Annotated in this window: 32 protein-coding genes and 1 pseudogene; 8 read left to right on the top strand and 25 right to left on the bottom strand. The window is 66.2% G+C overall.

Annotated features, from left to right (window positions below; genetic code table 11):
- Positions 1–3 precede the first annotated feature (3 nt).
- Positions 4–273 carry a glutaredoxin 3 gene (gene grxC / locus FGU64_RS11690; RefSeq protein ID WP_139953435.1) on the bottom strand — a complete coding sequence of 90 codons (270 nt, stop codon included), beginning with the start codon at positions 271–273 and terminating at the stop codon, positions 4–6.
- 23 nt (positions 274–296) lie between these two features.
- Entirely contained in the window at positions 297–1,100 is an 804-nt protein-coding gene (locus tag FGU64_RS11695; RefSeq protein ID WP_246671106.1) for a ComF family protein, read from the bottom strand.
- A 220-nt stretch (positions 1,101–1,320) separates the two neighbouring features.
- Between FGU64_RS11695 and FGU64_RS11700 the strand changes: the two genes are divergently transcribed.
- The gene (locus FGU64_RS11700; protein ID WP_139953437.1) at positions 1,321–2,202 is read left to right on the top strand and encodes a methyltransferase domain-containing protein; all 882 of its coding nucleotides are present in this window, start codon (positions 1,321–1,323) and stop codon (positions 2,200–2,202) included.
- 47 nt (positions 2,203–2,249) lie between these two features.
- Here FGU64_RS11700 and FGU64_RS11705 read toward each other — a convergent pair whose 3' ends face one another.
- The 6 genes from FGU64_RS11705 to FGU64_RS11730 all read right to left on the bottom strand — a co-directional run bounded on the left by FGU64_RS11705 (position 2,250) and on the right by FGU64_RS11730 (position 6,437).
- Positions 2,250–2,429, bottom strand: a complete 180-nt coding sequence (locus FGU64_RS11705) for a Flp family type IVb pilin (RefSeq protein WP_330998643.1) — start codon at positions 2,427–2,429, stop codon at positions 2,250–2,252.
- Positions 2,430–2,505: 76 nt separating this feature from the next.
- A complete protein-coding gene (locus FGU64_RS11710) occupies positions 2,506–2,823 on the bottom strand; it encodes a hypothetical protein (protein ID WP_136359831.1) in 318 nt (105 codons plus the stop codon).
- Positions 2,824–2,951: 128 nt separating this feature from the next.
- A complete protein-coding gene (mutT, locus tag FGU64_RS11715; protein WP_139953438.1) occupies positions 2,952–3,356 on the bottom strand; it encodes an 8-oxo-dGTP diphosphatase MutT in 405 nt (134 codons plus the stop codon).
- The gene (locus tag FGU64_RS11720) at positions 3,349–4,131 is read right to left on the bottom strand and encodes a GNAT family N-acetyltransferase (RefSeq protein ID WP_180375516.1); all 783 of its coding nucleotides are present in this window, start codon (positions 4,129–4,131) and stop codon (positions 3,349–3,351) included. Before FGU64_RS11720 ends, mutT begins: the two co-directional genes overlap by 8 nt.
- On the bottom strand, positions 4,131–5,372 hold the full coding sequence (argJ, locus tag FGU64_RS11725) for a bifunctional glutamate N-acetyltransferase/amino-acid acetyltransferase ArgJ (protein ID WP_139953439.1): 1,242 nt from the start codon (positions 5,370–5,372) through the stop codon (positions 4,131–4,133). The genes FGU64_RS11720 and argJ overlap by 1 nt, the downstream gene beginning before the upstream one ends.
- Before the next feature lie 150 nt (positions 5,373–5,522).
- Positions 5,523–6,437 (bottom strand): peptidylprolyl isomerase, encoded by a 915-nt coding sequence (locus tag FGU64_RS11730; protein WP_139953440.1) that lies wholly within the window; start codon positions 6,435–6,437, stop codon positions 5,523–5,525.
- Between the two features lie 243 nt (positions 6,438–6,680).
- Between FGU64_RS11730 and secA the strand changes: the two genes are divergently transcribed.
- Complete coding sequence (gene secA / locus FGU64_RS11735) at positions 6,681–9,410, top strand: preprotein translocase subunit SecA (RefSeq protein ID WP_139953441.1); 2,730 nt, start codon at positions 6,681–6,683, stop codon at positions 9,408–9,410.
- 52 nt (positions 9,411–9,462) lie between these two features.
- Here secA and FGU64_RS11740 read toward each other — a convergent pair.
- The 5 genes and pseudogenes from FGU64_RS11740 to FGU64_RS11755 all read right to left on the bottom strand — a co-directional run bounded on the left by FGU64_RS11740 (position 9,463) and on the right by FGU64_RS11755 (position 12,913).
- Positions 9,463–10,661: pseudogene (locus tag FGU64_RS11740) on the bottom strand (MFS transporter).
- Between the two features lie 176 nt (positions 10,662–10,837).
- Positions 10,838–11,014, bottom strand: a complete 177-nt coding sequence (locus FGU64_RS23295) for a hypothetical protein (protein WP_168734586.1) — start codon at positions 11,012–11,014, stop codon at positions 10,838–10,840.
- Positions 11,015–11,142: 128 nt separating this feature from the next.
- On the bottom strand, positions 11,143–11,607 hold the full coding sequence (locus FGU64_RS11745) for a hypothetical protein (RefSeq protein WP_139953442.1): 465 nt from the start codon (positions 11,605–11,607) through the stop codon (positions 11,143–11,145).
- Between the two features lie 126 nt (positions 11,608–11,733).
- Positions 11,734–12,066, bottom strand: a complete 333-nt coding sequence (locus FGU64_RS11750; protein ID WP_136359824.1) for a DUF883 family protein — start codon at positions 12,064–12,066, stop codon at positions 11,734–11,736.
- Between the two features lie 85 nt (positions 12,067–12,151).
- Positions 12,152–12,913 carry a Crp/Fnr family transcriptional regulator gene (locus FGU64_RS11755; protein ID WP_139953443.1) on the bottom strand — a complete coding sequence of 254 codons (762 nt, stop codon included), beginning with the start codon at positions 12,911–12,913 and terminating at the stop codon, positions 12,152–12,154.
- A gap of 115 nt (positions 12,914–13,028) precedes the next feature.
- On the opposite strand from FGU64_RS11755, the gene FGU64_RS11760 reads away from it, so the two are divergent.
- Positions 13,029–13,463 carry a response regulator gene (locus FGU64_RS11760; protein WP_348639768.1) on the top strand — a complete coding sequence of 145 codons (435 nt, stop codon included), beginning with the start codon at positions 13,029–13,031 and terminating at the stop codon, positions 13,461–13,463.
- A 7-nt stretch (positions 13,464–13,470) separates the two neighbouring features.
- Here the strand turns inward: FGU64_RS11760 and FGU64_RS11765 are convergent, their stop codons facing one another.
- On the bottom strand, positions 13,471–14,019 hold the full coding sequence (locus FGU64_RS11765; protein ID WP_136359821.1) for a sigma-70 family RNA polymerase sigma factor: 549 nt from the start codon (positions 14,017–14,019) through the stop codon (positions 13,471–13,473).
- Between the two features lie 3 nt (positions 14,020–14,022).
- Positions 14,023–14,214: a NepR family anti-sigma factor gene (locus tag FGU64_RS11770; RefSeq protein ID WP_136359820.1), complete on the bottom strand. Its 192-nt coding sequence runs from the start codon at positions 14,212–14,214 to the stop codon at positions 14,023–14,025.
- A gap of 228 nt (positions 14,215–14,442) precedes the next feature.
- Here FGU64_RS11770 and FGU64_RS11775 point away from each other — a divergent pair, with 228 nt between their 5' ends.
- From FGU64_RS11775 to FGU64_RS23300, 4 genes are all read left to right on the top strand, one after another.
- Positions 14,443–15,237, top strand: a complete 795-nt coding sequence (locus FGU64_RS11775; protein WP_139953444.1) for a response regulator — start codon at positions 14,443–14,445, stop codon at positions 15,235–15,237.
- Positions 15,238–15,313: 76 nt separating this feature from the next.
- Positions 15,314–15,478: a DUF1328 domain-containing protein gene (locus FGU64_RS11780; RefSeq protein WP_136359818.1), complete on the top strand. Its 165-nt coding sequence runs from the start codon at positions 15,314–15,316 to the stop codon at positions 15,476–15,478.
- A 287-nt stretch (positions 15,479–15,765) separates the two neighbouring features.
- Positions 15,766–16,701 (top strand): PAS domain-containing sensor histidine kinase, encoded by a 936-nt coding sequence (locus FGU64_RS11785; protein WP_246671343.1) that lies wholly within the window; start codon positions 15,766–15,768, stop codon positions 16,699–16,701.
- A gap of 134 nt (positions 16,702–16,835) precedes the next feature.
- A complete protein-coding gene (locus FGU64_RS23300; RefSeq protein WP_180375517.1) occupies positions 16,836–17,012 on the top strand; it encodes a hypothetical protein in 177 nt (58 codons plus the stop codon).
- 12 nt (positions 17,013–17,024) lie between these two features.
- Here FGU64_RS23300 and FGU64_RS11790 read toward each other — a convergent pair.
- The 8 genes from FGU64_RS11790 to FGU64_RS11825 form a co-directional block, all read right to left on the bottom strand.
- Positions 17,025–17,968 (bottom strand): IS630 family transposase gene (locus FGU64_RS11790; RefSeq protein ID WP_139953446.1). Its coding sequence is split into 2 segments (ribosomal slippage): positions 17,025–17,632 and positions 17,632–17,968, totalling 945 coding nucleotides; the frame shifts between segments, so codons are not numbered across the junction.
- A gap of 166 nt (positions 17,969–18,134) precedes the next feature.
- On the bottom strand, positions 18,135–19,013 hold the full coding sequence (locus FGU64_RS11795) for a 3-hydroxybutyryl-CoA dehydrogenase (protein WP_139953447.1): 879 nt from the start codon (positions 19,011–19,013) through the stop codon (positions 18,135–18,137).
- Between the two features lie 102 nt (positions 19,014–19,115).
- A complete protein-coding gene (locus tag FGU64_RS11800) occupies positions 19,116–20,045 on the bottom strand; it encodes an electron transfer flavoprotein subunit alpha/FixB family protein (RefSeq protein WP_136359815.1) in 930 nt (309 codons plus the stop codon).
- 23 nt (positions 20,046–20,068) lie between these two features.
- Positions 20,069–20,818, bottom strand: a complete 750-nt coding sequence (locus tag FGU64_RS11805) for an electron transfer flavoprotein subunit beta/FixA family protein (RefSeq protein WP_139953448.1) — start codon at positions 20,816–20,818, stop codon at positions 20,069–20,071.
- Between the two features lie 217 nt (positions 20,819–21,035).
- The gene (locus FGU64_RS11810) at positions 21,036–21,812 is read right to left on the bottom strand and encodes a rhomboid family intramembrane serine protease (RefSeq protein ID WP_139953449.1); all 777 of its coding nucleotides are present in this window, start codon (positions 21,810–21,812) and stop codon (positions 21,036–21,038) included.
- A gap of 52 nt (positions 21,813–21,864) precedes the next feature.
- Complete coding sequence (locus tag FGU64_RS11815) at positions 21,865–22,446, bottom strand: cob(I)yrinic acid a,c-diamide adenosyltransferase (RefSeq protein ID WP_139953450.1); 582 nt, start codon at positions 22,444–22,446, stop codon at positions 21,865–21,867.
- A 19-nt stretch (positions 22,447–22,465) separates the two neighbouring features.
- Positions 22,466–22,657, bottom strand: coding sequence for a twin transmembrane helix small protein (locus FGU64_RS11820; RefSeq protein ID WP_136359811.1), 192 nt, complete (start codon positions 22,655–22,657; stop codon positions 22,466–22,468).
- A gap of 17 nt (positions 22,658–22,674) precedes the next feature.
- On the bottom strand, positions 22,675–23,532 hold the full coding sequence (locus FGU64_RS11825) for an SDR family oxidoreductase (RefSeq protein ID WP_139953451.1): 858 nt from the start codon (positions 23,530–23,532) through the stop codon (positions 22,675–22,677).
- A 55-nt stretch (positions 23,533–23,587) separates the two neighbouring features.
- Here FGU64_RS11825 and FGU64_RS11830 point away from each other — a divergent pair, with 55 nt between their 5' ends.
- Positions 23,588–24,442, top strand: a complete 855-nt coding sequence (locus tag FGU64_RS11830) for a YihY/virulence factor BrkB family protein (protein ID WP_139953452.1) — start codon at positions 23,588–23,590, stop codon at positions 24,440–24,442.
- Here FGU64_RS11830 and FGU64_RS11835 read toward each other — a convergent pair.
- Both FGU64_RS11835 and gluQRS read right to left on the bottom strand, forming a co-directional pair.
- The gene (locus tag FGU64_RS11835) at positions 24,409–25,311 is read right to left on the bottom strand and encodes a DMT family transporter (protein WP_139953453.1); all 903 of its coding nucleotides are present in this window, start codon (positions 25,309–25,311) and stop codon (positions 24,409–24,411) included. The two genes, FGU64_RS11830 and FGU64_RS11835, sit on opposite strands and share 34 nt — an antisense overlap.
- Before the next feature lie 112 nt (positions 25,312–25,423).
- Positions 25,424–26,299 (bottom strand): tRNA glutamyl-Q(34) synthetase GluQRS, encoded by an 876-nt coding sequence (gene gluQRS, locus FGU64_RS11840; RefSeq protein ID WP_139953454.1) that lies wholly within the window; start codon positions 26,297–26,299, stop codon positions 25,424–25,426.

The raw sequence follows: 26,299 nt of genomic DNA on the forward strand, positions 1-26,299 counted from the left end.
ATCTCAGTTGGCCGGCTGGCCGGCAAGCAGAGCGTCGAGCCGGCCTTCGCGCTCGAGGTCGTGCAGGTCGTCGCAGCCGCCGACATGCACGTCGCCGATGAATATCTGCGGGAAGGTCGAGCGGCCATGGGCGCGGCTGATCATCTCCTGGCGCAGTTCGGGCGAAAACGACGCGTCGTGCTCGGTATAGGCGACGCCCTTGCGCTCCAGCAGCCTTTTTGCGGCGGCGCAGTAGCCGCACATCATGCGCGTATAGATCGTCACGTCGGCCATCAGCCAGCCATCCTGTTTCAAGGCTATATAGTCGCGGACTCGTCCGCCCGGAAGTCCCCCCGTCCGGTCTCCCCTTGCCGGAGGTCCCCCGGCAGCACGCGGGCGAAGGTCAGCACCTCCACTGCGCCGGCGCCGCCCCTTTTCAGCGCCTTGGTCACGGCGCGGACGGTCGCGCCGGTGGTGTAGACATCGTCGACCAGCAGCACGCGGCGGCCGGCGATGGTGATCTCGGCCTCGGCCGGCACGCGGAAGGCGGCGCGCACGTTCTCCTCGCGCTGGGCGCGCTCCAGCCCGACCTGCTGGCGCGTCAGCTTGATGCGCCTGACCGCTTCCGGCGCGAACGGCAGGCCGGTGAGATGCGCCAATGCCCGGCCGAGTTCGGCCGACTGGTTGAACTGGCGCCGGAAGAAGCGGCGCCAGTGCAGCGGCACCGGCACGATAACCTCGGCCTCTGCTACCAATTCGGCGCCTGCCCTCAGCATCCAGCGCGCCATCCATGGCGCCAGATCGGTGCGGTCCTGGTATTTCAGCCCCCGAACCATCTGGCGGGCGACGCCCGAATAGGCGACGGCCGCCCGCGCGCGCTCGAACGGCGGCGGGTCGGCGATCGCCTCGGCCGACAGGAAGCCCTCGCCCATATCGTGCGCGAAGGGTGTGCCCATTACCGGGCACCACGGCCTCTCCAGCAACCTGATCTGCGGCCAGCATTGGCCGCACAGCGCACCGGGCTGCGAGACGCGGCGGCGGCAACCGGCGCAGACGGGCGGAAACAGAAACTGTCCCGGCCACGCCAGCGCAGTCCTGGCAAACGTCCTGATCTCCCCCATGCCGATTGCCCGCAAGGCTGGTCCCCGCATGTATGATAGCATATCTACGGTCAGCAAACCGAGTTGTTCGGTGCGTCCTTCGAGACTCGCTGCGCTCGCACCTCAGGATGAGGAAAGTCGGCGCTGTCGCCTTCTACGGGCGAAGTCGCACTGCCAGCCCTCATCCTGAGGTGCGAGCGCGGCGGACCTCGAAGGACGCACGACAGACAGGACCGTAAAAGTGCAGCCGATCATAGACACATCGCTGTGGCTGGCGCGCAAGCGCCGCGCGCTGGCGCGCCCGGTGCCCGGCGCCGATTTCCTCATGCAGCGCGCTGCCGAGGACCTTGAGCTGCGGCTTTCCACGGTCGGAAAGCGCTTCAGCCGAGCCGCCGCGCTGTTTTGCCAGACGGGCGCTGCCGCCGAAGCGCTGGCAGCCAGCGGCAAGGTGGATGAAATCGAGCGCATCGAGGCCGATCCCGCCTTCCTGTCGGATGGCGCCGGCCGCATCGCACCCTTCGAGACGCTGCCGTTCGAGCCGGAAAGCCTCGACCTCGCCGTCTCGTTGCTGTCGATGCAGGCGATGAACGACATTCCGGGGTTTCTGGCGCAGGTACGCCGCGCGCTGAAGCCGGACGGCCTGTTCCTCGCAGCACTCGCCGGCGCCAGCACGCTCGCCGAACTGCGCGAGAGCCTGCTTGCCGCCGAAACCGAGCTTGCCGGCGGCGTAAGCCCGCGCGTACTGCCGTTCGCCGACGTGCGCGATGCCGGCGCGCTGCTACAGAGAGCCGGTCTCGCCCTGCCCGTCGCCGATGTCGAGGATACGACCGTGCGCTACGACACGCTGTTCGACCTGGCGGCGGACCTGCGCGCCATGGGCGAGACGAGCGCGCTCGCCGACCGTTCGCGCCGCCCCGCCAGCCAGCGGCTGTTCGCCCGCGCCGCCGAACTCTACGCCGAGCGCTTCGCCGATCCGGACGGCCGGATCAGGGCGACGTTCTCGCTCGTATGGATGTCCGGCTGGGCGCCGCACGCCTCGCAGCAGCAGCCGCTGAAGCCGGGCTCCGCCAAGGCATCGCTGGCGGCGGTGCTCGACCGGCTGGAAGAAGGCAAGACGCAATAGGACGGTGCCGGCCTTCGCCGGCTGGTCCTGGACTCGACGCCGATGCTTCAGGAGCCGGCGAGGACCTCGCTGATCCGATCGGCGACATCGCTCCACAACGTCTGGAGCGATGCGGCGAAGACGGTGACGCCGCCGACGATGGCCAGCGCGATGAGGCTGGCGACCAGGCCGTATTCGATGGCCGTCGCACCCCGTTCGTCCGTCAGGAACCGCCGCAGCATGGTCATGACGTTCATCCTGCCCTCGAACCATTAAGAAAGGTTAAGACGGCACGCTTAACGGGCGGTGAAAGAGTCCCAGCGCTCAGCAGTCGCCGCTGCGACTTCCGTCGGCGCGAATGATGCAGACCGAATCGGGCGACGGTTGCAGCACCGAACGGCGCACCGTGTAGCTGCTGGAACGGCTGACGGAGCCGGTGCTGGTCATGTCGAGCCCGAAAACGCCGTTGTCGCGCGCATAGATCTGCCGGCTTTCGCGATCGAGCAGCGGCGTGGCGATCAGCGCCAGCGCAATGGCCGCCGAGCCGAACAGCAAAGCGAGCCTGAGCACGCCCATGCCGGCTTGCGAGGCGCGCTGCGACCGGTCGGGCCGGATCGCATCCCACTCCTTTTCGAGGCTCATCGGCTTGCGTCCCCACAGCATTGCACGGCCGGAAAGCGGCGTTTCGTCAATTTTTCATGTCCGGATAAATCTTTTCTTAACGCAGGCCGCCTTTCGCGCGCGGCCGCGCGATCACAAAAGAGCGGCGATTACAGAAGATCGATCAGGAACGGGATCAGCGGCGAGTCGGCCGGCGGCATCGGGTAGTCGCGCAACCGGACAGGCTTCACCCATTTCAACGCCTGCCCCTCGCGCGGCGCGGCGATGCCGGTGAAACGGCGGCAGACATAGAGCGGCATCAGAAGGTGAAAATCGTCGTAAGAGTGGCTGGCGAAGGTCAGCGGCGCCAGACAGGCAGCCTGAGTCTCGACGCCGATCTCCTCGCGAAGCTCGCGGATCAGGCATTCCTCCGGCGTCTCGCCGGTCTCGACCTTGCCGCCGGGAAATTCCCACAGCCCGGCAAGCTGCTTACCTTCGGGACGTTGCGCGATCAGCACGCGCCCGTCCGCGTCGACCAGCGCGCAAGCCGCCACCAGAAGCAGGCGCCTAGCCATCGATGGCTGCTCCCGGCGGGCGGCGGTAATGGTAGGGGTAGACTTCCTCGAAACCGAGCGACCGGTAGAGCGCCAGCGCCGGCTGGTTGGCGGCCTCGACCTGCAGCCAGGCCTGGCGCGCGCCGCGCAGCCGCGCCCATTTGAGCGCCGACAGGACGAGACTGCGGCCATGCCCCTGCCCGCGCACGGCCGCCGCGGTGGCGATCTCGAACAGGCCGGCAAGATCGGCGTCGTGGACGCAGATCAGCGTCGCCAGCGGCTCGGCGCCGTGTTCCAGCTCGAACAGCCCGGTTTCCGGCTGGATGGCGCCGATGATCTCCGACAGGCCGGGCCGGAGCGAAGCATCCGAGCCATGCACCTTGAGGGACGCGCCGATGAAGCGGCCGATGTCCTTGAGCGGGATCTGGTCCTGCGCGCCCTCCACCGCCGCATCGGTCAGCGCCATGCGCATGACCAGCGAGTCGTCGAAGCGCGCCCAGCCTTCGGCATCGAGATGCGCCGACAGCGCCTCGCCCGAGAGCGGCGAAATGCGGAAGGTCAGCGGCCGGCCGTAGGCGTCGAAGCGCCGGGCGGCGCGCGCGATGCGCTCTGGAAGGTCGTGCACGTCGCTGGGATCGAGCGGGTTGACCGAGTTCAGCCGCTTGGCCGGCAGGCCGGCGGTGAGCCGGATCGCCCAGGTGCCGTCATAGTGCACCGTCGCGGCCGGCCATGCGCGGAACCCCGCCGCCTCGAAACGGCGCACGGTGGCGAGCACGCTCGGCGATGGAGCGGCCATCAGCTGCGGTAGTCTCCGTTGATGGCGACGTATTCCTTGGTCAGGTCGCAGGTCCACACCGTCGCCTTGCCGCGGCCGATGCCGAGGTCGGCGCGGATGACAACCGAATCGCGCTTCATGTAGGCGGAGGTTTTCTCCTCCGAATAGGCCGGGTCGCGCTCGCCCTCGAAGGCGAGGCGATTGTCGCCGAACCAGATCGACAGGCGGTCGCGGTCGGCGGGCTCGCCCGCCTTGCCGACGGCCATGACGACGCGGCCCCAGTTGGCGTCCTCGCCGGCCACCGCCGTCTTGACCAGCGGCGAGTTGGCGATCGCCAGCGCCACCTTCTTGGCCGAGCGCGCCGACTTGGCGCCGGTGACGGTGACCTCGATTTCCTTGCGCGCGCCCTCGCCGTCGCGCACCACCTGGCGGGCGAGTTGCTTCAGCATCTTGCCGAGCGCGCGGCGGAACGGCCCGAGCCGCGCGTCCTTGGCGTCGGTGATCGCCGGCGCGCCGCGCTTGGCGGCCGCACCCGTGGCGAACAGGAGAAGCGTGTCGGAGGTCGAGGTATCGCTGTCCACCGTCACCGCGTTGAAGGTTTTTCCCACGCCGCGCGACAACAGGTCCTGCAGGACGGGTGCGGCGATCGGCGCGTCGGTGGCGACGAAGGAGAGCATGGTGGCCATGTCCGGCGCGATCATGCCGGCGCCCTTGGCGATGCCGTTGAGCGTCACCTCGGCGTCGCCGAACTTCACCGTCGCGGTCGCCACCTTGGGATAGGTGTCGGTGGTCATGATCGCCCTCGCCGCCTCGGTCCACAACTCCGGCTTCGCCGCCTTCACCAGATCGCCGAGCAGATGGCTGAACTTCTTTGCGTCGAGCGGCTCGCCGATCACGCCCGTCGAGGCGAGGAAGATCTCGCCGGCCGAGCAGCCGGCCGCCTTAGCCACCGCATCGCCGGTCATCGCCGTCGTCTCGCGGCCCTTCTTGCCGGTGAATGCGTTGGCGTTGCCGGAATTGACCACCAGCACGCGCGCCTTGCCGCCCGGCAGGTTCTGGCGGCAGAAATCGACGGGCGCCGACGGACATTTGGAGCGGGTGAAGACGCCGGCAACCGTCGTGCCCGGCTCGAAGACCATGGCCAGCAGGTCGGTACGGCCCTTGTACTTGATGCCGGCCTCGGCGGTGGCGATGCGCACACCCTCTATCCCCGGCATCTTCGGATATTTCTTCGGCGCCAGCGGGGAAACGGTTGCGGACATGAAGAGCCTCGGCTGCAAAAGCGTGGAAGGAGGCCGGTTTGCCCGATAGCGCGGCCGCGCGCAAGGGCTTCGAAGACCGGCAAGACAGACCTGCGGATAGAAAAAGGGCGGCGCCTCGCGGTGCCGCCCTGTCCAGTCTCGCCGTCTCGCCTACTTGCCGCCCTCGGCAGCATCGACGGCCTTCTTCAGCGCCGCGTCGGGAATCTCGACCTTGGCGGCGGCGCGCAGTTCCTTGACCAGCGCGAAATACTTGTCGCGCAGCACCGCCGAGCGGATCTGGTCCTTCACCTGCTCGAAAGCCGGCGGCTGCTTCGGGCGCTTGTCCTCGACCTTGATGACATGCCAGCCGAACTGCGTCTGCACCGGCTCCTTGGTGTAGGAGCCGGGCTCCAGCGCCATCGCCGCCTTCTCGAACTCCGGCACCATCTGGCCGGGGCCGAACCAGCCGAGATCGCCGCCGCTCGTCTTACCGCTCGGATCGGTGGTGTGCTTGTTGGCGAGGTCCTCGAACTTGGCGCCGCCGTCCAGCTCCTTGATGATGGCGTCTGCCTCTTCCTTCGTCTTCACGAGAATGTGACGGGCATGCACCTCATTGACGGCCGGCTGTGCGGCGATTTCCTTGTCGTAGCGGGCGCGCACCTCGTCGTCGGTGATCTTGTCGACCACCTCCTTCTCGACGATCTCGCCATGCAGCGCGCGTTCCTGCAGGAAGGCGGCGCGGCGCTGGAAATCGGCGTCCTTGTCGAGGCCGTCGGCCACCGCCTTGGCGGCCATCACCTTGATCTCGATGGCGGCCGAAAGGGCCGCGGCGCGGCGCTGCTCGGCCGGCAGCTGCGCGAATTGCTGGGAAAGCTCGCCCTCGGCCATGGCAAGGTCCGCCTCGGTGATCGGCTTGCCGCCGATGGTGGCGACCACGGCATCCGGATCGGCGGGCTTGGCGGCCGCCGCTGCATCCGGCGCGGCGGGGGCGGTTTCCTGCGCCGCCAGCGGCGACAGGACAAGGGCCGACAGGCCGAGCGCCAGGCCAAGGCCGGCAAACGACGGACGGCTGAACGGAAATTGCATGAAGGTCACTCCGGTGGGGGAACTGTCCGGCTGTTGAGATCAACCGAAATGTGGCGGAATTGGGCGCGCTCAAGCCGGCGCACGCAACGTTGACATCGTTTGTGGCCCCTCTTATCTGTCCAGCGACTTTGCGTCCAGAACAAGTTCCGGGCGCTTTTCGGTGTTTTATCCGTTCAGGATCGGCTTGACGGGCCTCGATCGAGCCCGCCGCCACGATCAGGAATACAAGCGAAAGGACCATTTATGGTCAGTCTCGGCTCTCTCGCCCGCAAGGTCTTCGGATCGGCAAACGACCGTCGCGTCAAGTCGACGCGCCCGCGAGTGGAGGCGATCAATGCGATGGAAAACGAGATGCGGGCGCTGTCCGACGCCGATCTCGTCGCCCGCACGCAAAAATTCCGCGACGACCTCGCCAACGGCGCCTCGCTCGACGATCTTCTGGTTCCCGCCTTCGCCACCGTGCGCGAAGCGGCGCGTCGCGTGCTCGGCATGCGTCCCTTCGACGTGCAGCTGGTCGGTGGCATGGTGCTGCACGGCGGCGGCATCGCCGAGATGCGCACCGGCGAGGGCAAGACGCTGGTCGCCACCGCGCCCGTCTATCTCAACGCGCTGGCCGGCAAGGGCGTCCACGTCGTCACCGTCAACGACTACCTCGCCAGCCGCGACGCCGAATGGATGGGCCGCATCTACAAGTTCCTCGGCATGACCGTCGGCATCATCGTCCACGGCCTCGACGACGAGGAGCGGCGCGCCGCCTATGCCTGCGACATCACCTACGCCACCAACAACGAGCTCGGCTTCGACTATCTGCGCGACAACATGAAGTACGAGCGCGCGCAGATGGTGCAGCGCGGCCACAACTACGCCATCGTCGACGAGGTCGACTCCATCCTGATCGACGAGGCGCGCACGCCGCTCATCATCTCCGGTCCGCTGGAGGACCGTTCGGAGATGTACAACACCGTCGACGCCTTCATCGTCCAGCTGCTGCCGGAAGACTACGAGGTCGACGAGAAGCAGAAGACGGCGATCTTCACCGAGGACGGTACCGAGAAGGTGGAAAACATGCTGCGCGGCGCCGGCCTGCTCAAGGGCGAGTCGCTCTACGACGTCGAGAACGTCGCCATGGTCCACCACGTCAACAATGCGCTCAAGGCGCATCGCCTGTTCCAGAAGGACAAGGACTATATCGTCCGCAACGGCGAGATCGTCATCATCGACGAATTCACCGGCCGCATGATGCCCGGCCGCCGCTATTCGGAAGGCCTGCACCAGGCGCTGGAGGCGAAGGAGCACGTGGCGATCCAGCCGGAAAACCAGACGCTCGCCTCCGTCACCTTCCAGAACTACTTCCGCATGTACAAGAAGCTGGCCGGCATGACCGGCACGGCGCTGACCGAGGCGGAGGAATTCGGCAACATCTACGGCCTGGAAGTCACCGATATCCCGACCAACCTGCCGGTCCAGCGCATCGACGAGGACGACGAGGTCTACCGCACGGTCGAGGAAAAGTACCGCGCCATCATCCAGGAAATCCGCGACACCCATGCCAAGGGCCAACCGGTGCTGGTCGGCACCACCTCGATCGAGAAGTCCGAGTTGCTGGCCGAACTGCTCAAGAAGGAAGGCATCAAGGGCTTCCAGGTGCTCAACGCCCGCCATCACGAGCAGGAAGCCTCCATCGTCGCCCAGGCCGGCGTGCCGGGCGCCATCACCATCGCCACCAACATGGCCGGCCGCGGCACCGACATCCAGCTCGGCGGCAATGCCGACATGCGCATCGAGCAGGAGCTGGCCGACATGCCGGCCGGCCCCGAGCGCGAGGCGCGCGAGAAGGCCATCCGCGAGGACGTGGCGAAGCTGAAGGAAAAGGCGCTGGCCGCCGGCGGCCTTTACGTGCTGGCCACCGAGCGTCACGAAAGCCGCCGCATCGACAACCAGCTGCGCGGTCGCTCCGGCCGCCAGGGCGATCCCGGCCGCTCCAAGTTCTACCTGTCGCTTCAGGACGACCTGATGCGCATCTTCGGCTCCGAGCGCATGGACGGCATGCTGACCAAGCTCGGCCTGAAGGAGAACGAGGCCATCATCCACCCCTGGATCAACAAGGCGCTGGAGAAGGCCCAGACCAAGGTCGAGGCGCGCAACTTCGACATCCGCAAGAACCTGTTGAAATACGACGATGTCTCCAACGACCAGCGCAAGGTGGTGTTCGAGCAGCGCATCGAACTGATGGACGGCGAAAGCCTGTCGGAGACGGTCGCCGGCATGCGCAACGACGTCATCGACGAGATGGTCGCCAAGGCGATCCCGGAAAACGCCTATGCCGAGCAATGGGACGCCGCCGGCCTGAAGGCGGAGGTGCAGCAGTACCTCAACCTCGACCTGCCGATCGAGGAGTGGGTGAAGGAGGAGGGCATCGCCGAGGACAACATCCTCGAGCGCATCACCGCCGCCGCCGATGCCGCCGCCGCCGACCGCGCCGGCCGTTTCGGCCCCGACGTGACGGCCTATGTCGAGCGCTCCATCGTGCTGCAGACGCTCGACGCCCTGTGGCGCGAGCACATCGTCAATCTCGATCACCTGCGCTCGGTGGTCGGTTTCCGCGGCTATGCCCAGCGCGACCCGCTGCAGGAATACAAGCAGGAAGCCTTCGAGCTGTTCCAGGCGATGCTCGGCAACATGCGCCAGGCGGTGACGGCGCAGCTGATGCGCGTCGAACTGGTGCGCCAGGCTGCCGAGGCGCCGCCGCCGGAAGCGCCGCAGGCGATCGGCCAGCACATCGACCCCGTCACCGGCGAGGACGACTTCAACGAGGGCGGCGCCCTGCTCGCCGTGCTGGAGAACACCCGCACCGTGCCGGCGGAGGAACGCGACCCGGCCAACCCCGCCACCTGGGGCAAGGTCGGCCGCAACGAGCCCTGCCCCTGCGGTTCGGGCAAGAAATACAAGCACTGCCACGGCGCCTTCGCCTGAGGCAGCGCCTCTCTCGGCAAATCGTTGAGCCGGCCGCCCGGGCCGGTTCCGCTCAGGCCGGTTGCGGCAAGGCCGGCTTCACCCGCGGGAAAGCCAGCGCCATGCCGGCCGCGCCCAGCCCGACCAGCGCCGAGCCGATGAACAGCCACGAATAGCTGGCATAGGCGTCGTAGATCATGCCCCCGGCCAGCGGGCCGAAGGACATGCCGAGCGCCGACAGCATCGTCGCCGCGCCGAACACCGTGCCCATGATGCGCGGTCCGAAATACTCCCGCGCGAGCACCGCATAGAGCGGCATGGTGCCGCCATAGGTGGCGCCGAAGATCACAGCCAGCCCGTAGAACTGCCCGAGTCCGCCGGCCAGCAGATAGGCCGGGATCACCGCCGCCTGGATCAGCAGGCCGGCGACCAGCACCGGCTTGGCGCCCAGCCTGTCGCCGGCGACGCCGAACAGGATGCGTCCGCCGAGCCCCGCTAGCCCTTCGACGCTGTAGATGGTGACCGCCGCCATCGGCGCCACGCCGCACAGCATGGCGTAGCTGACCATGTGGAAGATCGGCCCCGAATGCGCCGCGCAGCAGGCGAAGAAGGTCAGCCCCAGCACCAGGAACTGCGGCGAACGCAGCGCCTGCCACACGCTCATATCCGGCTCGCCGGCGATTTCGCCGCCGGCCGGCGCATCCTCTGCGGGCTGCGGCGGCTGGCGCACGAGCAGCGCGGTCGGCAACAGCAGCACCCAGGCGCCGATGCCGATGACCAGCATGGCCGTGCGCCAGTCGTAGGCGGTGATCAGCCAGCGCGCGAAGGGCGAGACCGTCATCGGCGCGACCCCCATCCCGGCCGAGACGAGCGAGACGGCAAGGCTGCGCTGGCGGTCGAACCAGGCGGTGGTGAGCGCGATCATCGGTGCGAAGAAGGTCGATGCCGCTATCCCCACCAGCACGCCGTAACCGAGTTGGAAAGCCAGCAGCGAGTGAGCCTGGCTCGCCAGCACCAGCGCCAGCCCCAGAAGCACCGCGCCGGTCAGCACCACGATGCGGGCGCCGAACCGGTCCGTCACCGCACCCCAGGCGAAGCCACTCACCCCCATGACGAGGAAGTTCAGCGTCATGGCGCTGGAGATGCCGGCACGCGACCATTGTCGATGGCGATCGGCTCGAGGAAGATGGCCAGCGAAAACATCGCGCCGATGGCCACGCAGCCCATCAGGGCGCCGGCGGCGACGATCATCCAGCGATAGGAATGCGTCATTCTCGTTCCTCCCGGATACGACGCATCGCAGACGAAATGAAAGCGCGCGCGGTCCGTTTATGCAAGGACGACGCGACGCGGCACGATCCGACAGGATTGAAAAAAGAGGCGGACGCCTTCCTGCCACGACCTGCCATCAGGCCGCGGCAGGCAGGAAGAACCGGCAGGAGGCCGCATCAACCGCCGGGGGCGGCGGTATCGGCGGCCGGCGTGCCGTTGTCCAGCATCTCGCCGTAGAAGCCGACGCCGCCCCAGACGGCGAAGGCGAGCAGCAGGGCTGCGACAAGCACGATCAGCACATGCCAGCCCCAGCGCCCCTGACGGGCTTCGTTGTGTGGAATGATCTTGACCATGGTCGCCTCCTTGGAGCGCCGGGTGCCGCAGAGCACAAGGAATCCAACGCATTGATCCTGCATTGGAACGCGGCGCGTTCAGGGGGGCTAACGACGGGTCACCGCGAAGGTTCCAGCCTTCGGACGCCTCAAATGCTGGCCCCGGGATCCGGGTCGTCCGGCCCGGATTTGACGTTCTCGCGGTAGATGGCGTAGGCGAGCATTGCCGCAGCCGGACCGAGGATCAGCCCGAGCCCGCCCTTGCCGCGCGCGAGCGCCGGCAGCAGCGCCAGCGCCGCGGTGAGACCAACCGCGGTCATGTCGGCCTTGCGGCGTCGTTCCCGCTGCCTGGCCCGCGACCCGGCCGACACCCTGAAGACAAGCAGCATCAGTCCGGCGACGACCAGGAAGCCGACGCCGAACCCGGCGGCGGCTTCGATCGAGCCATAGCGCAGCGCCGTCCAGATATAGAGGGCGCCGACGAGGAAGCCGGCGCCGACAAGTGCCGCCGCGCCGGCGAGCAGATAGACGATTGCGGCGAGCTTCGCCCGCTTCAACGCCGCGGCCGTCTCGCCAGAGGCGAGACCCGCGAGCAGCGATGCCAGTGTTCCCATGGCGGCGCCCGGCTAGAGCATGTTGCAGCCAAGTGGAATCACTTGGCATCGCACACATGCGGCAAAATCAAATAGATAGATCATAATGTCGTCCGAAAACCGTTTCACACTTTTCGGCGTCATGGTCTAGCGGCGCGACAGGAGCGCGAACAGGAAGCCGACGCCGGCCGCGATCGCCAGTGACGTCACCGGCTTTTCGCGCACGCTCGCCAGAACCTGTTCCTCCAGGTCGCGCGCATTGGTCTTGAGGCTGTCCATCGCCGCCTCGCCCTGCACGCGCAACTGCTCGACGCCCTCGGCGGCAGCGCGACGCGCCGTGCCGTAGCCCTGCTGGCCGGTCGCCGCCATCTGCTTGGCCAGCTTTTCGATGTCGGCCCTGAGCTGCCGGATATCGGCTTCGAGATCGGCCGTGGCATTGTCGCCGGCGGTGGTCTGGTTGACGGTCTTTGCGGTCGCCATTCTGGTGCTCCTGTGTTTGGTCATTGCAAACGTCCGGTACGATCCATTGTTCCGGCCAGCGTTCGGCCTGCCGGAAACGGCCGCCTCATACCAGCGGCCGGCGCTCCTCGCCGAGCCCTTCCCAATGCGCCAGTTCCTTCAATCCGTCGACATCGAGCACCTCGCAGCCGCCGTCGCGCCAACGCACCAGCCCGCGCGCCGCCAGCTTGCGGATCGTCTTGTTGGTGTGGACAAGCGACAGGCCGAGCGTATCGGCGACATGCTGCTGGGTGATCGGGATGGCGACGGGCTTGCGCGCGATCAGGCCGACGCCGTCCGCGCGCGCGCATATGAAGGCGATGAGATAGGCGCAACGCTCCAGCGCCGAGCGACGGCCGACACTGAGCAGGTTCTCGTCCAGCATCCGTTCCTCGCGCGAGGCAAGCCATGTGATGTCATAGGCCAGTTCGGGATAGTTGCGATAGAGATCGTGCAGTTCGCCGCGCTCGAACACGCAAAGCAGCATCGGCGACAGCGCTTCGACCGAGTGCTGCATCTCGCCCATGACGCTGCCCTGCAGGCCGATCAGGTCGCCCGGCATGGTGTAGTTGAGGATCTGCCGCCGGCCGTCCGACAACAGCTTGTAGCGAAACGCCCACCCGGACAGCACCGTATAGAGATGCGCGCTGTGGCTGCCTTCGACCAACACGGTCGCGCCCCGCTCCACCGCCAGCTCGCCCTTCTTGAAACGGGTGACATAGGCGAGTTCCTTGGCCGTGAATTCGCGGAAGACCGGCAACGGCCGCAACGGGCAGTTTTCGCAAGGATATCGACGCGTGGAAACGGAGCGGCCGTTTTGACCTGACATTCAGACCCCCTCAATGCCAGACAGCAACGCCCCAGCGTCGATCGGGTTCCGCCCGCTCACGCTCAGATGTCGGTCCGCATGTCTTTTTTAAATGACAGGAGCGCCGTCAACGCTCATGAATCGCCGGCTTTTTAAGGACGCGATTCTGCGGTTTGCCGAGGCTCAACGAATGTCTGATTTGCTCGACGGCCTGCGCGTGCTCCTGCTCGAGGATGAACCCTTGATCGCCATGGACGTGGAACAGTTGTGCCTGGACAACGGCGCGGCGGAGGTCATCACCGTGCGCGCGCTGGAGGAAATCGACCCGCAGGCCGCCGTCTCGTCCGTCGACGTCGCCATCGTCGATCTGATGCTCAACGGCGTCTCTACACTCGATTTCGCCCGCCGGCTGCAACAAGGGGGCAAACCGTTCGTCTTCGCTTCGGGTCATTCCGACGCCGACGAAGTCCAGGCTTCGTTTCCCGAAGTCGCCTTCGTCGCCAAACCCTATGCCGGCGCCGACCTGGTGAACGCCGTCGCCGCGGCCTGCGGCCGCCTGTCGCCGGCCTGAACGCAAATCAGGCGGCCGGCTTGCCCATCACCTGGGTGGAGATGGCGTCAGGACCGTACTCGTCCTCGCCGGTGATCTGCAGGATTTCCTGCAGCTTGGCACGGGCCCGCGAGACGCGGCTCTTGATGGTGCCGACAGCACAACCGCAGATCTCGGCCGCTTCCTCATAGGAAAAGCCGGACGCGCCGATCAGGATGATCGCCTCGCGCTGGTCCTCCGGTAGCTGCTCCAGCGCGCCGCGGAAATCCTCCAGGTCGAGTTGGCCGTGCTGGGCCGGATGGACGGCGAGCTTGGCCGTCATGATGCCGTCGCTGTCCTGCACCTCGCGGCCGCGCTTGCGCATCTGCGAATAGAACTCGTTGCGCAGGATGGTGAACAGCCAGGCCTTGAGGTTGGTGCCGGGCTGGAAGGAGGCGTGCTTGTCCCATGCCTTGACCAGTGTTTCCTGGACGAGGTCGTCCGCCTTGTCGGCGTTCTGCGCCAGCGACAGCGCGAACGCGCGCAAGGACGGGATCGAACCGAGCAGATCGGTCTTGAAGCCCTGCGAAACGGCCATGCGTCAGTCCTTCTTGGAGGCAGGTTTTGCCTGCTCCAGCTGCGCCAGCAGCTGGGCGAAGCGATCCGGCACGTCCTCGGAAACCAGGTCGTCGTAATATTGTCGGAGTTTGCGGCCGATTTCAGAGTTCGGCCCGAGCAGGTCGCCGGAACCCTTCCGACGCTGTCGCGCGTCAGCCGTGGAGGTCTTCATCATGTCCTTCATATTTTCCCCGTCCCCGCCGCCGTCCACCATACGTCAAGGCGAGCGGCACCCTTGTCTGGTCACCCCGATTGGAGCCGAAAACGCATGTTGCGGAAAATCGTTCCCTTGCCGCGGAACTTTTTTCACCGGCTGACGTTTTTAGGTCCGGGCCTTGCACCGTGGGGGTTTGCAATCCGCCTGATCCGATCCTAAGCACGTCATCTGAGGGAGACGTTCATCATGAGCTTGTCCGCAACCATCGCTCCGCACCTGCCGTTCCTGCGCCGTTTCTCACGCGCCGTTTCGGGTTCGCAGGAAAGCGGCGATGCCCTGGTGGCCGCGATGCTGGAAGCGATCATCGCCGACGTCGACATCTTCCCCAAGGCGTCCAGCGACCGCATCGCGCTCTACAAGGTCTTCGCCAGGCTGTTCACCTCCGTCGCCATCCGCGTGCCGCAGGAGGAAGCCCAGTCGGCATGGGAACAACGCGCCGCCGCCAACCTCAACGCGCTGGCGCCGCTGCCGCGTCAGGCTTTCCTGCTGGTCGCGGTCGAGGGCTTCAGCGCAGTAGAAGCCGCCGAGATCCTCGACATCGACGAAGACGCCTTCTCCGACCTGCTGGCCGAGGCCTCGAACGAGATTTCGCGCCAGGTCGCGACCGATATCCTTATCATCGAGGACGAGCCGCTGATCGCCATGGACATAGAGGAGATGGTGGAAAGCCTCGGCCATCGCGTCGTCGGCACGGCACGCACCCATGCCGAGGCGGTTGCCCTGTTCGGCCGCGCGCACCCGCATATGGTGCTGGCCGACATCCAGCTCGCCGACGGCAGCTCGGGCATCGAGGCCGTCAACGAGATCCTGTCCTCGACCTCGGTGCCGGTGATCTTCATCACCGCCTTCCCGGAGCGGCTGCTGACGGGCGAGCGTCCGGAACCGGCCTTCCTCGTCACCAAGCCGTTCAATCCCGATATGGTCAAGGCGCTCATCAGCCAGGCGCTGTTCTTCGACCGGCAGGCCAAGGCGGCCGCCTGAGGCGGCGCTTTTCGCGCAATCATGGAACAAACGGCGATGGCCGGCGTTTTCAGCCATCGCTTGAAGGAGATGGACAATGCTCTACTGGGCGCTGGTGTTTCTTGTCGTGGCCATCATCGCCGGCGCGCTGGGATTCGGCGGCATAGCCGGGGCCTCGGCCGGGCTGGCCAAGATCCTGTTCTTCATCTTCCTGGCGTTCCTCGTGCTCTCCCTGCTGGCCGCGCTCTTCAGGCGAGCGTGAATTGACCAGCCGTTCGATACTGGAAGCCGCCCCCCTCAATCGGTTTCCAGTCGCCGCCGGGTTGCGGTCCTTACCGGACAGCAGCCCGGCGGAACCCTTTCGTCACACTTTTCACCGATCATCGCCGGCCTGATGGAACCTAATCCAGCATATGCCGTTGCAACTGCCTGGAGGGGATGCATTGGCACATGAGTTTCGGGTCTACCCCAAAAGGGCAGAGTTCCTATAGCGACGAGACGATAGGCCTGCCGACCGACGAGAAAGACGGACAGCTCGGCCGGGCGCTGATGCACGCCCTGCGCAATGCGGGCGTCGCCGTGCTCTACCAGGATCGCGACCTGAAGATGGTGTGGGGCCGCAACATGCGCGCGCCCTGGGTGTCCAGCGACGGCGAGGCCGGGCAGAACATGCTTCCGGCCGCACAGGCCGAACGCCTCGACATGGCCCGCCGCAAAGTCGTCGCCACCGGCAAGACGGAGCGTTTCGAAATCGGCATGCCGGCCGAAGACGGCATGCGCTGGTTCGAGATATGGGTCGACGCCGACCTCGACGACAGCGGCGCAGTGAAGGGCATCGTCACCACCAAGGTCGAGACCACCGAGCAGAAGCGGCGCGAGCAGACATTGCGCACCTTGCTGCGCGAGGTCAGCCACCGGTCCAAGAACCTGCTTGCCATCATCCAGGGCATCGCCTCCCAGACCGGCCGCTATTCCGACGGCATCGCCGATTTCCTGACGCGCTTCCGCGGCCGGCTGCAATCGCTCGCCTCCTCCCAAGACCTGGTGACCTCGTCGAACTGGCGCGGCGCCCGGCTGCGCGAACTGGTGGCCGGCCAAGTCGGCCGCTACGGCCCAGACCCGGTGAACAGCCTGCGCTTCGAGGGCGCCAACCCGTTCCTCAACCCGAACGCCGCCCTCCACATCGGCCTTGCCATGCACGAGCTAGCCGTCAATTCCGTCAGCTACGGCGCGCTCTCCAGGCCGGACGGCTTCGTCGAGGTCGTTGCCGGGCTTGAGGGCGAGCCGGACGACCTTTCGCTGTCGCTGGCATGGCACGAACGGATCGCGCCGCATAAGCAACCGAAGAACGGCAAGCGCTTCGGTTCGGTGGCGCTGGAACGTGTCGTGCCGGCCTCGCTCAACGGCGCGGCCAAGCTCGATATAGGCAACGACCGTCTGGACTACAGTCTCACCGTGCCGCACGGCAACTTCGAGATCGATTGAGCCCGACGGGCCGGGAGCATCAGGCAGGGCCGGCATGACGATGCATCCTCGACCGGTGCGCGGTTAACCTCTCATTTACCATAGCGGCGCATGGTTCGCGGGGGGGCAGTCGACTATACCGCGAGGCTTCGAAAATGGTGGCCGATATGTACAGGCTCGAGCGCGCCGCCCGGCTGGCCATGGGTCCGATCCCGGACATCGCGCCGGAAATCCTGCCGCCGCAGCCGGCCTTCCGCATGACCCAGCACTTTGCCGTCCTCGCCGCGGCAACGGTGGCCCTGGCGGCCGCGACAGCCTTGCTGCTTTTCTAGAGCGGGATGGGATTACCTTTGGTCATATCCTGAGTTTGCGAAGTAGTTTGAGCACTCGATCGGTGTAACACCGTTGAGGATTTGTCCGATCGCCTGGCAAACGGTTTCGACCGTGCGTCTTGCGGCCTTTCTGAGCCAGTGCTTGAGCTTGGCGAAGAGCTGTTCGATCGGATTGGGATCAGGCGAGTATTTCGGCAGGAAGAAGAGGCGTGCGCCAGCTTTGCGGATGGCGCGGCGCACGGCCTTGGCCTTGTGACTGCCGAGATTGTCCATGACGACGATGTCGCCCGACTGCAGGGTCGGCACGAGTACCTTCTCGACGTAGAGGAGGAACCTCTCGCCATTGATCGGCCCGTCGATGAGCCAGGGCGCCTCGACGCGGTCATGACGCAGCGCCGCCAGAAACGTCATGGTCTTCCAGTGACCATTCGGCACCTTGGCCTTGATCCGCTGCCCGACCGGCGCCCAGCCTCGTAGCGGGGCCATATTGGTCTTGGTCCAGGTCTCGTCGATGAACACCAGGCGGGCGGGGTCGATCCGGTCCTGATACTGAATCCACTGCGCCCGTCGGCGCGCCACGTCCGCACGATCCTGTTCGGCTGCAATCAACGTCTTTTTTTGTGACTGAGCTTCTCGGCGTGCACGAACTCCCAGACCGAGCGGTAGTCGACCCTCAAGCCGCGCTCGCCAAGCTCGGCCACAAGGCCGCGCAAGGTGAAGTCCTTCGTCCGGCAGCGCTCGACCAGCCAATCGCGCCAAGCGCCCGATATCTTCTTCGGCTTGTAGCCGCCGACCTTGAGCGGCGCCACGCTGCCGGTCTCGTCCACCCGCTTCAACCATTCAATCGCCGCGCTGTAGCTGACGCCAAACCGAGCGGCGGCCGCTCGCCGCGAAAGCCCTTCAACCTTGACTGCCGCGACAACCCGCTCGCGCAAATCCATCGAATATCCAGCCATCGATGCTGGCCTCCTGCCCAGCATCGACGTTGAATCAGATCATTGCTGATTTGGGAATCCAACGACTCCTACAAATTTCATCCCGCTCTAGATCAGGTTTGCGCCTATCCCGCCGGGCCGCCCCACGAGCAGCCGGACGAATTCCCGACCTCGCGGAAACAGCGGATCAGCGCGTCGGCACCGGATGCTCGCCGCGGTAGTCGTAGAAGCCGCGGCCCGCCTTGCGGCCGAGCCAGCCGGCCTCGACATACTTCACCAGAAGCGGGCATGGCCGGTACTTCGAATCCGACAGGCCGTCATGCAGCACCTGCATGATCGACAGGCAGGTGTCGAGGCCGATGAAGTCGGCCAGCTGCAGCGGTCCCATCGGGTGGTTGGCGCCGAGCTTCATCGCCGTGTCGATCGCCTCGACGCTGCCGACGCCTTCGTAGAGCGTATAGATTGCCTCGTTGATCATCGGCAAAAGGATGCGGTTGACGATGAAGGCCGGGAAATCCTCCGATACGGTGGCGGTCTTTTCCAGCCGTGCGACATAGCCCTTTGACGCCTCGAAGGTGCGGTCGTCGGTGGCGATGCCGCGCACCAGTTCGACCAGCTTCATCACCGGCACCGGATTCATGAAATGGATACCGATGAACCGCTCGGGACGGTCCGTGGTGGACGCCAGCCGCGTGATCGAAATCGAGGAGGTGTTGGTGGCGAGGATCGCTTCCGGGTTGAGCAGCGGGCAGAGTTGCGCGAAAATCTTGCGCTTGACGGTCTCGTCCTCGGTGGCCGCTTCGATGACCAGATCAGCCCCCGCAAGCCCCGCCATGTCGGGCGCTGCCGAAATGCGCGCCATGGCGTCCTTGCGCACCTGCTCCTCCAGCTTGCCGGAGGCGACCTGACGGGCCATGTTGCCGCTGATGGTGGCGATGCCCGTCTCGATGCGCTCGGCGCCGACGTCGTAGATCAGAACCTTGTAGCCCGCGAGCGCCGACACATGGGCGATGCCGCCGCCCATCTGACCCGCGCCGACGATACCGATGGTTTCGATCTTGCTCATGATGGCATCCCGTTGCCCGCTTTTTGTGCAGCGCAAAATTAAAAGGGCGGGGCGACTTCGTCTACCCCGCCCTTGCAATTTAATATCGGATCGGAACCGCCGTCAAAGCGCCTTCTGGAGTTCCGGCAGGACGGTGAAGAGGTCGCCGACGATGCCGTAGTCGGCAACCTGGAAGATCGGCGCTTCCTCGTCCTTGTTGATGGCGACGATGACCTTCGAGTCCTTCATGCCGGCGAGATGCTGGATGGCGCCGGAGATGCCGCAGGCGATGTAGAGGTCGGGCGCCACCACCTTGCCGGTCTGGCCGACCTGCCAGTCGTTTGGCGCGTAGCCTGCATCCACCGCCGCGCGCGAAGCACCCACTGCCGCGCCCAGCTTGTCGGCCACCGGCAGGATGACCTCCTGGAACTTCTCCGCAGAACCCAGCGCACGGCCGCCCGAGATGATGATCTTGGCCGAGGTCAGTTCGGGACGATCCGATTCCGACAGCTTGTTCTCGACGAAGGTCGACAGGCCCGGATTGGCGGCAGCAGATACGGTCTCGACGCTGGCCGAGCCACCTTCGGGCGCCGCCTGGAAGGAGGCGGTGCGCACGGTCACCACCTTCTTGGCATCGGTCGACTGCACCGTCTGGATGGCGTTGCCGGCATAGATCGGCCGCTTGAAGGTGTCGGGCGAGACGACCTCGATGATTTCCGACACCTGCGCCACGTCGAGCAGGGCCGCGACGCGCGGGGCGACGTTCTTGCCGGTGGCGGTGGCGGGCGCGACGATCGCGTCGTAATTGCCGGCGAGCGAGACGACGAGTGCTGCGGTCGGCTCGGCCAGTCGCTCGGCCAGTTCGTCGGCCTCGGCCAGAAGAACCTTGCGCACGCCCTTCAGCTTGGCGGCGGCATCGGCCGCTGCCTTGGCGCCCTTGCCGGCCACCAGCACGTCGACATCCGAGCCGATCTTGCTTGCCGCCGACAGCGCCTTGGCGGTCTGGTCCGACAGCGAGGCGTTGTCGTGTTCGGCGATGAGGAGAATTGCCATTTTCTTGTTCCTTTCCCGATCGCTTACAGCACGCCGGCTTCGTTCTTGAGCTTGTCGACCAGCTCGGCGACGGTCTTGACCTTGACGCCCGCCTTGCGGCCGCCCGGCTCCTCGGTCTTGAGCACCTTCAGCCGCGGCGCGACGTCGGCACCGAAATCGGCGGCCGTCTTCTCGTCCAGCGGCTTCTTCTTCGCCTTCATGATGTTAGGCAGCGAGGCGTAGCGCGGCTGGTTCAAGCGCAGGTCCGCCGTGACGATGGCCGGCATCTTCAGATCCACCGTCTGAAGGCCGCCGTCGACCTCGCGCGTAACCTTGGCACGGTCGCCGGCAAGCTCGATCTTCGAGGCGAAGGTGCCCTGCGACCAGCCCAGAAGCGCGGCCAGCATCTGGCCGGTCTGGTTGGAATCGTCGTCGATCGCCTGCTTGCCCAGAATGACCAGGCCGGGCTGCTCGGCCTCGACCACGCCCTTCAGCACCTTGGCGACGCCCAGCGGCTCGACCTCGCCGTCGACCTTCACCAGGATCGCCCGGTCGGCACCCATGGCGAGCGCGGTGCGCAGCGTCTCGGCCGCCTGCGCGGGACCGATCGACACAACCACGATCTCCTCGGCCTTGCCGGCTTCCTTCAGCCGGATCGCTTCCTCGACCGCGATCTCGTCGAACGGGTTCATCGCCATCTTGACGTTGGCGAGTTCGACACCCGAACCGTCGGCCTTCACCCGCACCTTCACGTTGGCGTCCACAACCCGCTTCACGGGCACGAGAACTTTCATCTCAATCTCACCTCTCAACGATGTCCGGGTGCGCTCTTACCAGCGCCTGCCCGGCGGGATTTGCCGAATGCCGACATTTGCGGCGAAAATTCCGTTCTTCCGACGCCTCGCGGGTGGCGGAAAGGCTGCCAAAGGCGCGCGGACCCTAGTGGCGCCCGCCCTCACCGTCAATATCGCAGTGCACACCAAATCGGTTGAAAGACCTGCCTTTTCGACCTTACTGGCGACCCCAGCGCGGCGCGGACACCGCCGCCGGCGGCTCCTCGACAGGCACGATCGGCTCGGCGTCGATGGAAGCCGGCGCCACGACAATCTCCTCATCCTCCAGCGGCACGTCGCGACGGCGCAGGATGAGCACCAGCACCGCGCCCGCCACGATGCCGCCGACATGGCAGGCCCAGGACACCTGGTCCTCGCCGCCGGCCAGGAACATGACCACCTGCAGGAAAATCCACAGCGCCAGCACGATATAGGCGGGAATGCGCAGCGGAATGCGGGCGAAGGCGAGGATCCACACCTTCACGCGGGGAAACAGGATCAGGTAGGCGGTGACCACGCCGGCGATCGCGCCCGAAGCGCCGATCAGCGGCTCCTGCGAATCCGGTGCGACGAGGCCGTGGACGAAGGCGCCGGCCACCGCGCAGGCCAGGTAGAAGACGAGGTAGCGGACATGGCCGAGCGCATCCTCGACATTGTCGCCGAAGACCCACAAAAACAGCATGTTGCCGCCGAGATGGAAGATGTCGGCGTGCAGGAAGGCGTAGCTGAGGTAGCTCAGGCTCTCCGGGATGACGACGAATTGCGGAGCCAGTTCCACCGTGTCGTGGACGACCGAGGGGATGAAGCCGAGGCCGAGCACGGCGGCATTGGTGAACTGCTCGCCGCCGAGGCTGGTGCACAGATAGGCCACGACATTGAGCGCGATCAGCCCGAAGGTGACGTATTGCAGGCTGATCGAGCGCAGGTGGTTGGAATCGTAAAGCGGAATGAACATCAGGCCGGTTCCCGGTGCCTTCCGCCTGGCCCTGTTGCATCCAACCCGGCCGTCAGCGGTTCCTGCCCGGCACCCATAGCACGTCCGCCTTGCCGTTGTCATTGACGGCACGCGCGGCAACGAACAGGAAATCCGACACGCGGTTGAGATATTTGAGCGCGTCGCGGTTGACGTGCTCGTCCGGCTCCTGCGCCAGCGCCACGACGAGGCGCTCGGCCCGTCGCGCCACGGTGCGGGCAAGATGCAGCGCCGCCGCCGCCGGCGTACCGCCGTTCAGCACGAAGGAGCGCAACGGAGCGATCTCCTTGTTCAGGAGATCGATGTCCTTTTCCAGCCGCTCGACCTGGCTGGCGACGATGCGCAGCGGCTCGTAGTCCAGTTTCTCGCCGGTGTCGGGCACGGCAAGGTCGGCGCCGAGGTCGAACAGGTCGTTCTGGATGCGCGCCAGCATGGCGTCGATGGCTGGATGCGACGCCCCGGTATGGACCCGCGCCATGCCGACGCAGGCATTGGCCTCGTCGACGGTGCCGTAGGCTTCCACGCGAAGGTCCGATTTCAACCGCCGCTCGCCGGAACCGAGACCGGTCGTGCCGTCGTCGCCCGTGCGGGTGTAGATCTTGTTCAGTCTGACCACGACAAGCCTCCGCTTCCGGCTACTTGCGCGTCATGTAGACGACGATCAGTATCAGCACCAGCGCCACGAACTGCAGCAGGACGCGCGCCTGCATGAGCTTGTTGGAGGTGACGCCGGAACCGCCGCGCATCATGTTGACGAGACCGCGGACGAGCACCGCCACGACGGCGACCATGGCGACGATGGCGAGGGCTTTGACGAAGGTTTCCATGGGACGTTCCCGATTGGTCAGGTCGTGCGGGCGAGGATACGATAAAACAGCGCCGTCGGCAGCACGCGCTTGAGTATGACGCCGAGTCGCGCCGGCATGGTTACCACATAATGCGGCTTCGGGCGTTGCGACAGAAGCGCATGCCTGAGCGCCGCATAGACGACCTGCGGATCGCTCCTGCGGGCTTCGGCGGCAGCCAGCCGCGCCTGCTCCATCTGCTCGCCGTAGCCGGCGCTGTGGACGGAGGCGGCCTTGTCGATGGTCTTCTCGAACAGCGGCCTGCCGTTGGCATGGATGTTCGAGCGCACAGGCCCCGGCTCGATCAACGAGACATGGATGCCGCTGCCGCGCAGTTCCTGCCGCAAGCATAGCATCAGCCCCTCGATCGCGTATTTCGAGGCGCAGTAGGCGCCGCGGAAGCGGGCCGGCATCAGCCCGAGGATCGAAGAGCAATGCACCAGCCGGCCATGGCCCTGCCGGCGCATCACCGGCACGACGCGCCGGGTCAGGTCGTGCCAGCCGAAGACGTTGGCCTCGAACTGGTCGCGCAGCGCCTCGACCGGCAGGTCCTCGACCGCACCCGCCTGCGCATGCGCGCCGTTGTTGTAGAGCGCGTCGAGCCGCCCGCCGGTGCGTTCCAGCACCGCCGTGACCAGCGCCTCGATGGAGGCGCCCTCGCGATAGTCCATGAAGAAGGCTTCGAAGCCCTCCGCCTCAAGGGCCGCTATGTCCGCCGCCTTGCGTGCGGTGGCGAAGACGCGCCAGCCGTCGGCCTTCAGCGCCCGCGCGCAATAGGCGCCGATGCCGGAGGATGCGCCGGTGACGATGATGGACGGCGGCTCGGCCGCGCGATCGGTGGCTGCAAGGCTTGCCATTTGCGGCAAACCCTTCCCATATTCGCGACCGGTACACAATCGCAGGTAGGGACCCTTGCTGCGCAACATCGTCGCCGTGAAGCGCGTCCTCTACGATGCGTTGGGCCATTTCAACAACGATGACGGCTGGGCGATGTCCTCTCACCTGGCCATCACCGCGCTGATGGCGCTGTTCCCGTTCCTGATCTTCGCTACCACGCTGGCTTCCTTCCTCGGCGCGCAGGCCTTCGCCGACACCGCCGTGCACATCGTCTTCGACACCTGGCCCGAGCAGATCGCCAAGCCGATCGCCCGCGAGGTTCTCAACGTGCTGACCGTGCAGCGCACCGACCTCCTGACCTACGGCGTTGTTCTGGCCGCCTATTTCGCCTCGAACGGCATCGAGGCGCTGCGCACCTCGCTCAACCGCGCCTACCGGGTGACCGAAACGCGCGGTTTCTTCTACCGCCGCGCCCAGAGCCTCGTCTTCGTGCTGATCGCCACGGCCGGCATCCTCGCCATATCCGTTCTGCTCGTCTTCGCGCCCATCCTGGCGCGGCTGGCGGAAGCCCATATCGAGTGGATCAAACCCTATATGGGCACCATCACCGTCTGGCGTTACGCCGTCGCCTCGGCGGTGATCGTCGGTGGCCTGTTCGCGGTGCATTTCTGGCTGCCGGCGGGCAAGCGGCGCTTCGTCTCGCTGGTCCCCGGCATCCTGTTCACGCTGATCGGCTGGCTGATCGGCTCGACCGTCTTCGCCAGCTACATCGACCATTTCTCCAGCTACGTGACGACCTATGCGGGACTGGCCTCGATCATGATCGCCGTCGTCTTCCTCTACATCGTCTCGGCGGTCTTCATCCTCGGCGGCGAGCTCAACGCCGCCATCAGCCGCTACCTGGAGGCGCGGGCGCGGGTGACCGGCTGAGGCCCCTTCTGGGCCGTCGCCAGCCCAACGCCCAGCGTGGCGACGGCCATGCCAAATATCTGCACAAGGTTGAGGTCCTCGCCGAACAGCAGCCAGGCCATGACGGCGGTGACGGCCGGCACCAGGTAGAACAGCGAGGCGACCTTCGCCATCGCCCCCTCGCGGATCATCAGCATCAGAAGGAAGATGGCACCGATCGACAGCACTAGGACCAGCCAGGCAAGGGCGAAGACCAGCTCGCCGTTGAAGGTGACCTGGCGCGTCTCCAGCAGAGCCGAGCCGAGCGCCACGGTCGCCAGCCCGCCGACATATTGCCAGAACGTCGCCGCCCACAGGTTGCCGCCGGAGGCGAAACGCTTCTGCCAGACGGTCCCCAGGCTCATGCCGATCACGGAGACGATCGATGCCGTCAGCGTGGCGGCGGTGACGCCGCTGCCGAGCGCGCCGAGCTTCGGCCAAAGCACGATGACGACGCCGACGAAGCCGACGGCCAGGCCGAGCCAGTGGCGCGGCAGGATCTTTTCGCCGAGCAGCTTGCCGGCGATGACGGCGGTGATCAGCGGTTGCAGCCCGACGATCAGCGCCGAGATACCGGCAGGCAGGCCGCGATGGATCGCCCAGAACACGCCGCCAAGATAGACGCCGTGCATCAGAACGCCCGCGATCGCCGCGTGGAACGCTTCGGCCGAAGTCAGGCGTTTCGATGCGAGAGCAGTCATCAGCGCGGCGAACAGGACCGCGGCGATGCCGAAACGCAGCGCCAGGAAGGTGAACGGCTCGGCCCACGGCATGGCATAGCGCGCGCCGATGAAACCGGTCGCCCACAGGACGACGAAGGTGGCGGGAACCAGCCGCTTCAGGCCGTGCATTGCCGGAAAACCTTGTCCGGAGGAATCGGAAGCGCCGATGTAATGCGGTTTGGCTGGCCAGGCAAAACGAAACCGCTGATTCATAGACTAAGGGGAGTTGAAGGGCAGACCGCTATTCCAACCCCACCGCCCGCCGCACGTCGTCCGGCGTGGCACCGGCCTCCCGCAATGCCGCCAGCCCGGTGTCCCTGAAACTCTTGGAAAGCTTGCGGCCGTCCGGCCCGAGGATCAGCCGGTGGTGGAAATGGCGGGGTGCGGGAAATCCGAGCAGTTCCTGCAACAGGCGCTGCACGCCGGTCGCCTGATAAAGGTCCATGCCGCGCACGACATGGCTAACGCCTTGCAAGGCGTCGTCGGCCACCACCGCCAGATGGTAGCTCGTCGGCAAGTCGCGGCGGGCGATCACCACGTCGCCCCAGGCTTGCGGCTGCGCCTCGACCTGCCGGGACGCCGAAAGCGTCTCGTCGGTGAATTCCGTCCAGCAAAGCCCCTCGCCCGCCCGCGCCGTCGCCGCCCGCATATCGAGCCGCCACGAAAACGGCACGCCGTCTGCGATCCGCCTTTGTCGCTCCTTGTCCGGCAGCGCCTTGTCGACGGTCGGATAGAGCGGCGCGCCGTCGGGATCGCGCGGCCAGCTTCCTGCCTTGCCGCTGTCGGCGATGAAGGCGCGGATTTCGCCCCGGCTCATGAAGGCCGGATAGACCAGCCCCTCTTGCACCAGCCGGTCGAGCAGCGCCGCATAGTCGGCAAAATGCCCGGACTGGCGCCGCACCGGCTTTTCCCATTCGAGGCCCAGCCATTCGAGGTCGCGATAGATGCCGGCTTCCAGTTCGGGCGTGCAGCGCGCCGTGTCGATGTCCTCGATGCGTAATAGAAGCCGCCCGCCAGCCGTCCGCGCCAGTTTCTGGTTGAGCAGCGCCGAATAGGCATGGCCGAGATGCAGCGCGCCGTTCGGGCTCGGCGCGAAACGGAATGTCAGCAGCGTCAT

The organism is Mesorhizobium sp. 8 (assembly GCF_006351905.1).
In the GTDB taxonomy this organism is placed as follows: domain Bacteria; phylum Pseudomonadota; class Alphaproteobacteria; order Rhizobiales; family Rhizobiaceae; genus Mesorhizobium; species Mesorhizobium composti.

Coding starts and splice junctions, on each gene's coding strand:
- grxC (WP_139953435.1), bottom strand. CDS start 273: ATGGCCGACGTGACGATCTATACGCGCATGATGTGCGGCTACTGCGCC.
- FGU64_RS11695 (WP_246671106.1), bottom strand. CDS start 1,100: ATGGGGGAGATCAGGACGTTTGCCAGGACTGCGCTGGCGTGGCCGGGA.
- FGU64_RS11705 (WP_330998643.1), bottom strand. CDS start 2,429: ATGACCATGCTGCGGCGGTTCCTGACGGACGAACGGGGTGCGACGGCC.
- FGU64_RS11710 (WP_136359831.1), bottom strand. CDS start 2,823: ATGAGCCTCGAAAAGGAGTGGGATGCGATCCGGCCCGACCGGTCGCAG.
- mutT (WP_139953438.1), bottom strand. CDS start 3,356: ATGGCTAGGCGCCTGCTTCTGGTGGCGGCTTGCGCGCTGGTCGACGCG.
- FGU64_RS11720 (WP_180375516.1), bottom strand. CDS start 4,131: ATGGCCGCTCCATCGCCGAGCGTGCTCGCCACCGTGCGCCGTTTCGAG.
- argJ (WP_139953439.1), bottom strand. CDS start 5,372: ATGTCCGCAACCGTTTCCCCGCTGGCGCCGAAGAAATATCCGAAGATG.
- FGU64_RS11730 (WP_139953440.1), bottom strand. CDS start 6,437: ATGCAATTTCCGTTCAGCCGTCCGTCGTTTGCCGGCCTTGGCCTGGCG.
- secA (WP_139953441.1), top strand. CDS start 6,681: ATGGTCAGTCTCGGCTCTCTCGCCCGCAAGGTCTTCGGATCGGCAAAC.
- FGU64_RS23295 (WP_168734586.1), bottom strand. CDS start 11,014: ATGGTCAAGATCATTCCACACAACGAAGCCCGTCAGGGGCGCTGGGGC.
- FGU64_RS11745 (WP_139953442.1), bottom strand. CDS start 11,607: ATGGGAACACTGGCATCGCTGCTCGCGGGTCTCGCCTCTGGCGAGACG.
- FGU64_RS11750 (WP_136359824.1), bottom strand. CDS start 12,066: ATGGCGACCGCAAAGACCGTCAACCAGACCACCGCCGGCGACAATGCC.
- FGU64_RS11755 (WP_139953443.1), bottom strand. CDS start 12,913: ATGTCAGGTCAAAACGGCCGCTCCGTTTCCACGCGTCGATATCCTTGC.
- FGU64_RS11760 (WP_348639768.1), top strand. CDS start 13,029: ATGAATCGCCGGCTTTTTAAGGACGCGATTCTGCGGTTTGCCGAGGCT.
- FGU64_RS11765 (WP_136359821.1), bottom strand. CDS start 14,019: ATGGCCGTTTCGCAGGGCTTCAAGACCGATCTGCTCGGTTCGATCCCG.
- FGU64_RS11770 (WP_136359820.1), bottom strand. CDS start 14,214: ATGATGAAGACCTCCACGGCTGACGCGCGACAGCGTCGGAAGGGTTCC.
- FGU64_RS11775 (WP_139953444.1), top strand. CDS start 14,443: ATGAGCTTGTCCGCAACCATCGCTCCGCACCTGCCGTTCCTGCGCCGT.
- FGU64_RS11780 (WP_136359818.1), top strand. CDS start 15,314: ATGCTCTACTGGGCGCTGGTGTTTCTTGTCGTGGCCATCATCGCCGGC.
- FGU64_RS11785 (WP_246671343.1), top strand. CDS start 15,766: ATGCACGCCCTGCGCAATGCGGGCGTCGCCGTGCTCTACCAGGATCGC.
- FGU64_RS23300 (WP_180375517.1), top strand. CDS start 16,836: ATGGTGGCCGATATGTACAGGCTCGAGCGCGCCGCCCGGCTGGCCATG.
- FGU64_RS11795 (WP_139953447.1), bottom strand. CDS start 19,013: ATGAGCAAGATCGAAACCATCGGTATCGTCGGCGCGGGTCAGATGGGC.
- FGU64_RS11800 (WP_136359815.1), bottom strand. CDS start 20,045: ATGGCAATTCTCCTCATCGCCGAACACGACAACGCCTCGCTGTCGGAC.
- FGU64_RS11805 (WP_139953448.1), bottom strand. CDS start 20,818: ATGAAAGTTCTCGTGCCCGTGAAGCGGGTTGTGGACGCCAACGTGAAG.
- FGU64_RS11810 (WP_139953449.1), bottom strand. CDS start 21,812: ATGTTCATTCCGCTTTACGATTCCAACCACCTGCGCTCGATCAGCCTG.
- FGU64_RS11820 (WP_136359811.1), bottom strand. CDS start 22,657: ATGGAAACCTTCGTCAAAGCCCTCGCCATCGTCGCCATGGTCGCCGTC.
- FGU64_RS11825 (WP_139953451.1), bottom strand. CDS start 23,532: ATGGCAAGCCTTGCAGCCACCGATCGCGCGGCCGAGCCGCCGTCCATC.
- FGU64_RS11835 (WP_139953453.1), bottom strand. CDS start 25,311: ATGCACGGCCTGAAGCGGCTGGTTCCCGCCACCTTCGTCGTCCTGTGG.
- gluQRS (WP_139953454.1), bottom strand. CDS start 26,299: ATGACGCTGCTGACATTCCGTTTCGCGCCGAGCCCGAACGGCGCGCTG.